At 54.0% G+C, this 11,057-nt stretch carries 10 protein-coding genes and 1 pseudogene; 10 read left to right on the top strand and 1 reads right to left on the bottom strand.

Annotated features, from left to right (window positions below):
- From N512_RS24060 to yidZ, 5 genes and pseudogenes are all read left to right on the top strand, one after another.
- A pseudogene (locus tag N512_RS24060) lies at nucleotides 1-306 on the top strand (IS4 family transposase); the annotation flags it as partial.
- Nucleotides 307-351: 45 nt separating this feature from the next.
- Nucleotides 352-933: a nucleotidyltransferase family protein gene (locus N512_RS0110910; protein WP_051472761.1), complete on the top strand. Its 582-nt coding sequence runs from the start codon at nucleotides 352-354 to the stop codon at nucleotides 931-933.
- A 417-nt stretch (nucleotides 934-1,350) separates the two neighbouring features.
- Nucleotides 1,351-1,998, top strand: coding sequence for an outer membrane protein OmpW (gene ompW / locus N512_RS0110905; protein WP_025009781.1), 648 nt, complete (start codon nucleotides 1,351-1,353; stop codon nucleotides 1,996-1,998).
- Between the two features lie 189 nt (nucleotides 1,999-2,187).
- Nucleotides 2,188-3,384: an MdtL family multidrug efflux MFS transporter gene (locus N512_RS0110900; protein ID WP_028780355.1), complete on the top strand. Its 1,197-nt coding sequence runs from the start codon at nucleotides 2,188-2,190 to the stop codon at nucleotides 3,382-3,384.
- Nucleotides 3,353-4,318 (top strand): HTH-type transcriptional regulator YidZ, encoded by a 966-nt coding sequence (gene yidZ, locus N512_RS0110895; RefSeq protein ID WP_028780354.1) that lies wholly within the window; start codon nucleotides 3,353-3,355, stop codon nucleotides 4,316-4,318. Before N512_RS0110900 ends, yidZ begins: the two co-directional genes overlap by 32 nt.
- A gap of 4 nt (nucleotides 4,319-4,322) precedes the next feature.
- Here yidZ and N512_RS0110890 read toward each other — a convergent pair whose 3' ends face one another.
- Complete coding sequence (locus N512_RS0110890; protein WP_028780353.1) at nucleotides 4,323-5,075, bottom strand: SDR family NAD(P)-dependent oxidoreductase; 753 nt, start codon at nucleotides 5,073-5,075, stop codon at nucleotides 4,323-4,325.
- 117 nt (nucleotides 5,076-5,192) lie between these two features.
- On the opposite strand from N512_RS0110890, the gene N512_RS0110885 reads away from it, so the two are divergent.
- The 5 genes from N512_RS0110885 (at nucleotide 5,193) to N512_RS0110860 (ending at nucleotide 11,054) form a co-directional block, all read left to right on the top strand.
- Complete coding sequence (locus N512_RS0110885; protein WP_037474749.1) at nucleotides 5,193-5,606, top strand: YbaY family lipoprotein; 414 nt, start codon at nucleotides 5,193-5,195, stop codon at nucleotides 5,604-5,606.
- Nucleotides 5,607-5,659: 53 nt separating this feature from the next.
- The gene (metA, locus tag N512_RS0110880) at nucleotides 5,660-6,604 is read left to right on the top strand and encodes a homoserine O-acetyltransferase MetA (protein ID WP_028780351.1); all 945 of its coding nucleotides are present in this window, start codon (nucleotides 5,660-5,662) and stop codon (nucleotides 6,602-6,604) included.
- Nucleotides 6,605-6,972: 368 nt separating this feature from the next.
- A complete protein-coding gene (locus tag N512_RS0110870; protein WP_028780349.1) occupies nucleotides 6,973-8,154 on the top strand; it encodes a thiolase family protein in 1,182 nt (393 codons plus the stop codon).
- A gap of 125 nt (nucleotides 8,155-8,279) precedes the next feature.
- Nucleotides 8,280-9,773 carry a CoA-acylating methylmalonate-semialdehyde dehydrogenase gene (locus N512_RS0110865; protein WP_028780348.1) on the top strand — a complete coding sequence of 498 codons (1,494 nt, stop codon included), beginning with the start codon at nucleotides 8,280-8,282 and terminating at the stop codon, nucleotides 9,771-9,773.
- 123 nt (nucleotides 9,774-9,896) lie between these two features.
- The gene (locus tag N512_RS0110860) at nucleotides 9,897-11,054 is read left to right on the top strand and encodes an acyl-CoA dehydrogenase family protein (protein WP_025009787.1); all 1,158 of its coding nucleotides are present in this window, start codon (nucleotides 9,897-9,899) and stop codon (nucleotides 11,052-11,054) included.
- The last annotated feature ends 3 nt before the right edge of the window (nucleotides 11,055-11,057 follow it).

Genomic DNA, 11,057 nt, shown 5'->3' with positions numbered 1-11,057 from the left:
CAAGAGCTATGGGGGCTGCTGCTTGGTTATAACTTGGTGAGACGAGAAGCGAGTCAGGCGGCAGTAGAGCACGGTCGAATGCCCAATGAAATCAGCTTTAAGTACGCTTGTCAGTTCATCGCAAGTCAGCTCAAAGTCATGAGCAAAGCGGTGTCACCAGGTAATACGCCGAAGCGTCTAAACAGTCTGCGAGGAGACTTGTCCATCCTGTTTATAGACAAACGCCCTAAGCCAAATCGGCCTAGGGCGGTAAAAATATCAAAGACCCGATATCCTGTTAATCACAAGGCAGCTCCGCTTAAGTGAACTACGTTGCCGCTTGCGGGGGCTTTTGTTTTTAAGGGGGCCGCGATGACAAATGATGAGTTAGAGCCGAGAGGGCCGCAGCAGGTCAGTGAAAGTGAGGCGGCTGAGCTGATTGAAAACTGGCTCAGGCAGGACAGGATGCGAATGCAGGCACTTGAGTGTGTTGCAAACCTTGGGCCTATTGATGCCTGGGTAGCCGCGGGATTTGTCCGTAATCTGGTGTGGGACAAGTTGCACGGCAGTGTATCCAGGCTCAGCGACATAGATGTGCTCTACTTTGAGCCAAACGACAGCTCGGAAGTCACCGACAGGGCCTATGAGGCCAAGTTGGCCACAGCACTCGACTTACCATGGTCGGTAAAGAACCAGGCCAGAGTGCACCTTAAAAACCACCATAAACCCTATACTTCAGTGATTGATGCCATGAGTTACTGGCCAGAGCAGCAAACGGCCCTGGCTGTCAGGTTGAGGGCAGGGGAGCTGCAACTGCTCAATCTGTTCCCGCTTGGCCCATTACTGGCGTTGGAACTCAGTCCTAATCCCAAGAGCACTCCCGGCGTATTCGAGAGTCGGCTCAAGGCCAAGAACTGGTTGGCAAACTATCCGTTGCTGAAGAGGCTTTACTGAGTACTTTCTCAAGCATTCTCTGACACATTTATCTTGCCGATTGCAGTTATTTGGCATCCTCTGTTTCCTTTCCTCTCCAGTTAAAAACACCATTCTGTAAGTGCTGGTCAGCATATCTTACTGTGACTGATTGTTAATTTTCGGTTGTGAGCGCCTCAAGCGTCATTGCTCGAAAAATGTACTTTTCTTTCACTTTGGGGTTAGTGGAGTTTTGAACTGGCTCACTTATTTTAAAGGTGCAATATCAATAAATCTTTATTTTATGTGATCTGTTTCGCGCTTGCTGTATCTAAATCTGGGTACCTCTTAAAACGCTTGATGCAGATCAAAAATGTGAAGAGTTAAATCTGGCAGTGTGGCCTCAGTTGTTATGGATGTAATAAAAAACAAAGCGCTGTGTTGTCGCTACGGAGTGAGATGATGAAAAAAAATATCGTATCAGGATTGATTGCCGCCGCCCTTTTTTCTACTGTTGCTGCCCCTGCACTGGCCCACAAGGCCGGTGACTTTATTGTTCGTGCCGGTGCCGTTGTGGTAGCCCCGGACGAGTCCAGCCCGGTTGTGGCCGATATCGCCTCTTTTGGCGTGGACAATAACACCCAGTTGGGTCTGAACTTCGGCTATATGCTGACAGATAACTTTGGTATCGAACTGCTGGCTGCGACCCCGTTCAGCCATGACGTATCTCTGGGTGCTCTCGGCAAGATTGCCGAAACCAAGCACCTGCCGCCTACCTTGGTGGCCCAGTACTACTTCGGTAATGCCGAGTCCAAGCTGCGTCCTTACGTGGGTGTCGGGGTTAACTACACCAACTTCTTCGACAATGACTTCACCGATGAAGCTAAAGGTCTGGGTCTGGATAACCTGAGTTTGAGCAACTCTTGGGGCTGGGCCGCACAAGTGGGTCTGGATTATCAGATCAACGATAACTGGCTGGTAAATGCTTCAGTGTGGTACGCCAAGATCAGCACAGACGTGAAATTCACTATGGGCGGTGCCGAGCAGGTTGTCGATACTGACATAGATCCTTGGGTCTATATGATCAGTGTCGGTTACACCTTCTGATCTCCCCCAAACCCAGCTCCCAACCCAAAGCTCCCAACTATTGAAAAGGCGCCTCTGGCGCCTTTTTTGTCATTGGCGTCAGCTGTATGTTTTTCCTCTGAGGAAAATACTCTTGTCTTGATGGCAACTCGCTGGCATCAGTCCGGGCATTTATGCTGACAAGCAAATTCCTGCTCTATCAACTGATCCATGCGTTATTACCTTATCTGTGCCTTTGCCTTGGTTTTACTCTATCCATTGGGGATCGATCTTTACTTGGTTGGCTTGCCCGAGATAGCCCACACCCTGAACGCCGATGAGGCTCAATTGCACAACGCCTTTTCCTGTTATCTGGCGGGCATGGCTCTGGCCATGTTGCTCGGTGGGCATCTTGCCGATAGGCTTGGGCGCAAGCCGGTAGCCCTTTGCGGAGCGTTGATTTTTGTGCTGTCGTCGATTTGGGCCGCCACTACTCTATCAATCACGGCGTTTTTGTTTGCCAGGGCCGGACAGGGTATAGGTGCCGGAGCGGCCTATCTAGTGACCTTTGCCATTCTGCGGGATGTGCTTGATGACCAAAGACGAGCCAAAGTCTTGTCGATGATAAATGGAATTACCTGCATAGTGCCGGTTTTAGCGCCTGTGCTGGGGCATCTGGTTTTGCTGTATTTTCACTGGCCGGCGCTGTTTGTATTGATGGCTTTGTTGGCTGCGGCGGCGCTGTTTTTGTGTTTGGGTTTGCAAGAGTCGCTTCCGGCCAAGACGGCGGGAGAATTGATAGCCGGTGAATCCTTGCTCTGTGTGACTTTCGTCAGTCGCCTATTGATCAGTTGTCTGGCCGTGACAGCGATACTCACCTTCGTCAATACTTCGCCCATGCTGTTGATGGAGCAGTTAGGGCTCGACAGTGGTGGCTACGCCTCGGCCATGGGTGGTTTGGCACTGGTAAGCATGGTTATGGCCTTTATTTCTCCCTGGCTAATAGATTCGATTGGCCAACAACGCATGTTGCAACTGTCGCAACTGGCTTTTGCCTTGGCGGCTACTGTACTGCTGTTGGCTGCGTCTCTGGCCACAGAGCTTTGGCTATATTTGCTGGGCATTGGCTTTGTTTGCGCCGGCTTTTCTGTGGGGTTCGGGGTCACTATGAGCCAGGCTCTGGCCCCCTTTGCTCAGCGCTCGGCTCTGGCAAGTTCCATATTGGGGATCTGCCAGATAAGTTGGTCTGGAGCCTTCATTGCGATAAGTGCCTGGTTTGGACTGACGGCGAGCACCATGTTGATACTGAGCTTGCTGATCGCCGCTTTGGGCAGCATCATACTCCTGTATTTTACCTCGCGCGCTCCAATTAAGACCAATAGCCAATGGAAGCAAGATGAACAGAGCCTTACATCGCCTCGATCTTAACCTCTTGGTCACGCTGCAGATCCTGCTCAGTGAGCGTAGTGTTACCAGAGCGGCCAAACGCCTGTCGGTAACACCTTCTGCCGTGAGTAAATCTTTGACCAAGTTACGTCATTGGTTCGATGACCCTCTATTGGTTCGTTCTCCCCAAGGGCTGTTGCCGACGCCATTGGCGTTGGCATTGGCCGAAGAGTTGGCCGAGCTGTTTCAGTTGGCCAGCAGTATAGTGGCCAAACGCAATGTTGAAGTCCCCAAAGGGGTAGAGTTTCAGCTGATGTTGGAGTCACCATTCTACCTCGAATTGTTGTCTGAACTTCCTGGGTTGATTGATGCCCATTTCCCTGATTCCGTGGTGCGGATCCGCAATTGGGACTATGACTCCCTGGACGCCATTATTTCCGGCAAGGCTGACTTGGGGCTATCGGGGCGTGAGAGTCATCCCGGCTCGCGGGAGACGCTGGCACTCTTGCCTGCGGCCGTGGATTATGAGGTCTTGTTCAGCGACGAGCCCTTGGTATATCTGCGGAAAGATCATCCCGCACTGCAACAAGTCTGGAGCCTGGAGACATTCCTTGAGTATCGGCAAATCAATATCGAGTGGGAAAAATGTGAAGGCTGGGCTCTGGATAGCCTGCTGGCTGAAAAAGGTTTGAAGCGGGATATCGCGTTGTCGGTTTCCCTGTTTGAGCAATCTTTATGGCTGGCATCACAGCCCGGGTCGCAGCTGTTAACCACGGCTCCTGGCTATTGCCGGACCTATGCGGCCAGAACATGTCCTGAGCTGGTGACCCGGCCATTGCCAATGGTTGCGGAAGATAGGGAAAAGCTCACCATTCTCTTTACCCTGATGTGGCACAAACGCAACAGCCACAATCCCAAGTTGCGCTGGCTTAAGGAAACCATTCGCCGGCAATTGGAACAGCGGCTGTCGCTTTAAAAGATTATTCCGCTTGCCCCTTGCGTTTCTTCACCTTCCAATGGCGGGTGTTATAGATAAACTCGGGCAGCAGTTTGGTGAGCCAGGCAACCGTCGCCCAGCGTTTGGTGACATAGACCCGGCGCTTACCTTTTTGCAGGGCGCGGATGATTTGCCCGGCAACCACATCTACGGGGGATAGCCATAGCCTGCTCTGCTGCAGCGCTGCCTTATCCAGCAAACCCAACTGAATATCCGTGATGGTGATCGGTAGCTTGAGCCTTTGGGCATGCATGGACAGCCCCTCGAGATAGTTCATCCCAAAGGCTTTGGAGGCATGAAAGGCTACGCTGGGGCCACCGCGAAGACCGGCAATGGAGTTGATAGCCGCAAGCTGGCCATAACCCTGCTCGCGAAACAGCCTGAAAGCTGTGTTGCAAACGGCGGCAAAGCCACGGACATTGACACTGATGATCTCATCTTCCAACTGCCAAGGCAGATCCGGATGATAGGAGTTGAGTCCGGTATTGACCAACACCAGATGTGCGCCCCCCAACTGTTGCCAAATCTGTTCCAGCTCGGCTATCAAGGTTTGCGGTTTATCTATGTCCAGGCCAAACACCTGAGCCTCGGTTGCCAGGGTGGAGGCAAACTCTTTCAATGAGTCGGGATCCTGTGCCAGCAATGCCAGTTTAGTGCCTTCATCGGCCAGGCGGCGGGCTATTTCACGGCTGAGGAGTGAGCTGGCGCCCACAATAATCGCAGTTGCTTGTGTCATAAGGATATTTGAACTCAAAAATGGAGTCCTATGATAGGATTATCCTCTCAGGTTCTCAATGATTAAACTTGGATGTATAGACATCCAGAAGTCTTTGTGTATGATTAGGAGCTAGCAATGAAAATGACAGGCAACTGGCTGCGACTGCCAATGATGGCGGCTGTAGCAGGAATGATGGCACTCACAGGTTGTGCGACCCCGAATGCCACAGTCGAAATTGATGGCGATGTCTGGTACCGCGAACGTATTGCCCTGCCACCGGAAGCCGTGCTGACGGTTCAGGTTCAGGACATTTCAAAGGCGGATGCTCCGGCAGAAGTGCTGGCGGTTCTTCAGCGTGACAGCGTGACCAGCCCAACGCCTTTTAAGTTTATTCTTGCCCGGGATCAGTTCCAGAGTGGTCACAGCTACAGTGTCAGTGCCAGGATCACTCTCAAGGATGACTTACTCTTTATCAATACCCAGGCTTATCTTGTCGATATTGACAAGGCTGAGCCGGTATCAGTCATGGTGCAAAAGGTAGGGCGCTAACCGGTATACCAAGCCAAGCGCCTTGCCCTGGATAGTTCAGGAGAGGCGCTTTTATGCCCGTAAGAATACCCGATAACCTGCCAGCCGCCGGCGTTCTTGAGTCGGAGAATATCTTCGTTATGTCCGAGAGCCGGGCGGCGATGCAGGATATACGGCCGATGAAGGTGTTGATCCTCAATCTGATGCCCAACAAGATTGAGACAGAAACCCAGTTGCTGAGGCTGTTGGGCAATACTCCGTTGCAGGTGGATATCGACCTGCTCAGGATCCACGACAAAGAGTCGAAACATACGCCGACCGATCACCTCAATACCTTTTACCGTGACTTTGAAGATGTACGCCATCGCAACTATGACGGCCTGATCATCACTGGCGCCCCACTGGGACAGCTGGATTTCGAGGAGGTCACTTACTGGGATCATATCCGCGAGATTATCGATTGGTCACAGGAGCATGTTACCTCGGTACTGTTTCTCTGCTGGGCGGCCCACGCCGGTTTTTATCACCTGTATCAACTCGAGCGCAAGATCCTTGCTGAAAAATGCTCCGGGGTTTATCAGCACAGCCGTATTCGCGCCCATGTGCCCTTAATGCGCGGCTTTGATGATGAGTTTTATGCTCCGCACTCCCGCTATGCCCAAATGGATGTGGATGAGCTTAAGGCGCATCCCGAACTGACAGTGCTGGCCGAGTCGGACCAAGCCGGTGCCTATCTGGTGATCAGTAAGGACAATCGCAACCTGTTTGTGATGGGGCATCCAGAGTATCGCAAGTCGACCCTTAAAGATGAGTACCAAAGAGATCTGGCGGCCGGGTTGGCGCCCAAGATCCCGCAAAACTATTTCCGCAACGATGACCCAGAGGCTGAAGCTATTGCCCGTTGGTATAGTCACGGCAGTCTGTTGGTGAGCAACTGGCTCAACTATTATGTCTACCAGTTGACCCCTTATGACTTATCGGATCTCAGTGCTATTACGCCTTGGGAACAGAGTGGCTGAGCTGCAAATGCCAAACGTTTTGTTGGCGGGAGTCGCAGTCTTGTGACTCCTGTTGCTAAAGGGCTTAGCTCATATCAAGCCAGATGGCGTCGGCCTCTACCACTTATGCTTCCTCAAACTGATACTTCCTTCCCTAACCTTTTCTAAGCCGTAGTGTTTTGGCTTTATTTCAGGGCACAAGCTGTCATCCTGCTGTAAATCCTCCCTGACAAAAATACCTATAAACAGAGCCTGTATTAGACTAATTAGTACTTGCCTTACGTTCGCGTAAACGTCAAAGTGACAGCAACAGAGTGCAAATTTGCTGCACCTAACACCGCCGGCCTGCTGTTGGGCCGGTGTTTGGGTGCCCAACAAGGGAGTCAACAATGAGTCGTCCTCAGGATATTGTTATCGTCGCCGCCAAACGAACCGCCATGGGCGGTTTTCAGGGCTGTCTTTCCACTGTGCCTTCTCCTCAGCTGGCGGCTTTCAGCATCAAGGCCTTGATGGAAACTACAGGAGTGAAGGGCGAACAGGTCGATGAAGTGCTGATGGGATGTGTATTGCCGGCTGGTCTGGGGCAGGCCCCTGCCAGACAGGCGGTTTTGGGGGCAGGTTTGCCCCAGTCTGTTGGCGCAACCACAGTCAACAAGGTGTGCGGCTCAGGGATGAAAACCGTGATGCTGGCGCACGATCTTATCAAGGCAGGCAGTGCCAATATCGTGATTGCCGGGGGTATGGAGAGCATGAGTCAGGCGCCGTATCTGCTGGATAAGGCTCGCGGCGGCATGCGTATGGGCCACGGTAAGGTGCTGGATCATATGTTCCTCGATGGGCTGGAAGATGCCTACACAGGTGGCGCCATGGGAACTTTCGCCCAGAAAACTGCCGACGATTTTGGCCTGACCCGTGAAGCCATGGACGCCTTCGCCCTGAGTTCACTGGAAAAAGCCAATGCAGCCATCACCTCAGGTGCCTTCAAGGAGGAGATAGTTCCGGTAACCGTAAGCAGCCGCCGCGGCGATACTCTGATTGATACCGATGAGCAGCCCGGCAATGCCCGCCCTGACAAGATCCCGGCGCTACGGCCCGCTTTTGCCAAAGACGGCACCATTACCGCCGCCAACTCCAGTTCGATTTCCGATGGTGCCGCCAGTTTGATGCTGATGAGCCGTGAGCAGGCCGAAAACCTGGGGCTGGCAGTGATGGCCACTATCAAGGGCCATGCTACCCATTCCCAAGAGCCGGCCATGTTTACCACGGCGCCCGTCGGCGCCATGCAAAAACTCTTGGCACAGACCGGCTGGAGCAAGGATGAGGTCGACCTTTTCGAAATCAACGAAGCCTTCGCCATGGTGACCATGTTGGCCATCAGCGAGTTGGGGCTGGATGCAGCCAAGGTTAACGTCAATGGCGGTGCCTGTGCGCTTGGTCATCCGATAGGTTGCTCCGGCGCCCGTCTGCTGGTGACTCTTATTCATGCGCTCAAGGCCCGAGGCCTCAAACGTGGCATGGCATCGCTGTGCATAGGTGGCGGTGAAGCCACTGCCATGGCGATTGAACTCTAATATCCAGTCGGCCGCGACAGCGGCCGGCAACAAATTGAAGCAATCAACAAGACAGGAAACGGCGTCATCAAAAAGCAGCCACAAGAGCTGTTGCCGCGCCGTTCCACTACTTACAAGGAATTCTTATGAGCACACAAGTCAAGCACTACATAGATGGCGAATTCGTCAACGGTTCCGGCAGCAAGCAGATCAATGTCACCAACCCGGCCAACAATGAAACCATCGCCTTTATCAACTGTGCGACCCAGCCGGAAGTTGAGCGCGCCATCGCCAGCGCCAAGGAAGCCTTCAAGAGCTGGAAGGAAGTGGCCGTTTCCGAACGCGCTCGGGTGATGCTGCGCTATCAACACCTTTTGAAAGAACATCATGACGAGCTGGCCACCATTTTGGCCCAGGAAACGGGTAAAACCTTTGAAGATGCCAAGGGTGATGTCTGGCGCGGTATTGAAGTGGCCGAGCATGCCTGCAACATCGCCTCCTTGCTGATGGGTGAAACGGTTGAGAACGTGGCCCGCAGTATAGATACCTACTCCTACACTCAGCCGCTGGGGGTTTGCGCCGGGATTACGCCATTCAACTTCCCGGCGATGATCCCGCTGTGGATGTTCCCGCTGGCTATCGCCTGCGGCAACACCTTCGTTCTCAAGCCGTCCGAGCAGGACCCAATGACGCCGCAGCGTCTGGTGGAGCTGTTTGAACAGGCCGGTGCTCCCAAGGGCGTGCTGCAGCTGGTTCACGGTGACAAGACGGCGGTTGATGTACTGCTGTCTCATCCGGATATCATGGCGATTTCCTTTGTGGGTTCTGTGGGCGTGGGTCAGTACATCTACAAGACAGGCACTGACAACCTCAAGCGGGTGCAGGCCTTTGCCGGTGCCAAGAACCACTGCGTGATTATGCCTGATGCCAACAAGCAGCAAGTGATCAATAACCTGGTGGGCGCCTCGGTTGGTGCCGCCGGTCAACGTTGTATGGCGCTGTCGGTCGCGGTGTTTGTCGGTGCCGCCAAAGAGTGGATCCCTGAGCTGAAAGAAGCCCTGTCCAAGGTGCGTCCCGGTCTTTGGGATGACAAGGAAGCCGGTTACGGCCCACTCATCAGCCCGGCCGCCAAAGAGCGGGTACTCAAGCTTATCGCCGAGGGCAAGGCCGAAGGCGCCGAATGTCTGCTCGATGGTTCCGACTGCACTGTACCCGGTTATGAGTCTGGCAACTGGGTTGGCCCGACCATGTTCGACAAGGTAACCACGGACATGAGCATCTACAAGGAAGAGATCTTCGGCCCTGTGCTCTGCTGTATGGAAGCCGAGTCGCTGGAAGATGCCATTGAGCTGGTTAACGCCAGCCCTTACGGCAACGGCACCTCTATCTTTACCGCCAGCGGCGCCGCGGCGCGTAAGTATCAGCATGAAATTGAAGTGGGTCAGGTGGGTATCAACGTGCCTATTCCCGTGCCGCTGCCATTTTTCTCTTTCACGGGTTGGAAGGGCAGCTTCTACGGCGATCAGCACGCTTACGGCAAGCAGGCGGTGCGTTTCTACACAGAGACCAAGACCATCACCAGCCGTTGGTTCGAGTCTGATATCGCCTCTGGTCCCAACATGACTATCGCCCTCAAGTAACAGTGTGAGCCCAAGGGCACCGGCAATGGCCGGTGCCCCTTTTTAATCGCAACAGTAAATAACAAGAGATCCGGCATCACCGGATCACCGCAAGACGCAGAGATCTGCGCACAGGAGTCAAGCATGGATTTCAATCTCAACGAAGATCAGCGCCAATTCGCCGAGCTGGCCCGCCAGTTTGCCGCCGATGAACTGGCCCCATTTGCCGCCAAATGGGATGAGGAGCATCACTTTCCCAAAGACGTGATCCAAAGAGCCGGGGAGCTGGGATTCTGTTCACTCTATTCTCCCGAGTCGGAAGGCGGCATGGGCCTGTCGCGTCTGGATGCCTCGATTATTTTTGAAGAGCTGGCCAAGGGCTGCACTGCCACCACAGCCATGCTGACCATTCACAACATGGCCACCTGGATGGTGACGACCTGGGGCCAGCAAAGTCTGCGGGCCGAGTGGTCTGAAGCACTGACCACAGGCAGCAAGCTGGCTTCTTACTGCCTGACCGAGCCGGGTTCAGGCAGTGACGCCGCTTCACTTGCCACCCGCGCCGAGCGCGACGGCGATGAGTATGTGATTAACGGCTCCAAGATGTTTATCTCGGGCGCCGGCGCCACCGAGCTTTTGGTGGTGATGTGCCGCACCGGCGAGGCCGGCCCCAAGGGCATTTCGGCCATTGCCATCCCGGCAGATGCCAAGGGCGTTATCTACGGCAAGGCCGAGGACAAGATGGGCTGGAACGCCCAGCCAACCAGACTCATTACTTTTGAAAACGTGCGGGTGCCGGTTAATCATCTGTTGGGTGAGGAAGGTCAGGGCTTTACCTTCGCCATGAAGGGCCTGGATGGCGGCCGCATCAATATCGCCACCTGCTCTGTGGGTACCGCTCAGGCTGCGCTTGAGCGCGCCACCGAATATATGCATGAGCGCAAGCAGTTCGGCAAACCACTGGCCGCCTTCCAGGCGCTGCAGTTCAAGCTGGCCGACATGGCCACGGAACTGGTCGCCGCGCGGCAGATGGTGCGTCTGGCGGCATTTAAGCTGGACAGCGGCGATCCCGAAGCCACGGCTTATTGTGCCATGGCCAAGCGTTTTGCCACAGACATAGGGTTTGCCGTGTGTGACAGCGCGCTGCAAATTCACGGCGGTTACGGCTACATCCGCGAATACCCGCTGGAGCGACATTTCCGTGATGTACGGGTACACCAGATCCTGGAAGGAACCAATGAGATTATGCGCCTTATCATCGCCCGCCGCCTGCTGGATGAGCATGCCGGCGAGATCCTCTAAGGC

Origin of the sequence: Shewanella sp. 38A_GOM-205m (assembly GCF_000518445.1) — a bacterium.
Lineage (GTDB): Bacteria > Pseudomonadota > Gammaproteobacteria > Enterobacterales > Shewanellaceae > Shewanella > Shewanella algae.
This window is presented reverse-complemented; position numbering and strand designations above follow the sequence as displayed.

What these genes read in the sequence shown, in the direction of transcription:
- metA (WP_028780351.1), top strand. Translation starts at nt 5,660, where the DNA reads ATGCCCGTAAGAATACCCGATAACCTGCCAGCCGCCGGCGTTCTTGAG.
- N512_RS0110900 (WP_028780355.1), top strand. Translation starts at nt 2,188, where the DNA reads ATGCGTTATTACCTTATCTGTGCCTTTGCCTTGGTTTTACTCTATCCA.
- N512_RS0110870 (WP_028780349.1), top strand. Translation starts at nt 6,973, where the DNA reads ATGAGTCGTCCTCAGGATATTGTTATCGTCGCCGCCAAACGAACCGCC.
- yidZ (WP_028780354.1), top strand. Translation starts at nt 3,353, where the DNA reads ATGAACAGAGCCTTACATCGCCTCGATCTTAACCTCTTGGTCACGCTG.
- N512_RS0110910 (WP_051472761.1), top strand. Translation starts at nt 352, where the DNA reads ATGACAAATGATGAGTTAGAGCCGAGAGGGCCGCAGCAGGTCAGTGAA.
- ompW (WP_025009781.1), top strand. Translation starts at nt 1,351, where the DNA reads ATGATGAAAAAAAATATCGTATCAGGATTGATTGCCGCCGCCCTTTTT.
- N512_RS0110865 (WP_028780348.1), top strand. Translation starts at nt 8,280, where the DNA reads ATGAGCACACAAGTCAAGCACTACATAGATGGCGAATTCGTCAACGGT.
- N512_RS0110885 (WP_037474749.1), top strand. Translation starts at nt 5,193, where the DNA reads ATGAAAATGACAGGCAACTGGCTGCGACTGCCAATGATGGCGGCTGTA.
- N512_RS0110890 (WP_028780353.1), bottom strand. Translation starts at nt 5,075, where the DNA reads ATGACACAAGCAACTGCGATTATTGTGGGCGCCAGCTCACTCCTCAGC.
- N512_RS0110860 (WP_025009787.1), top strand. Translation starts at nt 9,897, where the DNA reads ATGGATTTCAATCTCAACGAAGATCAGCGCCAATTCGCCGAGCTGGCC.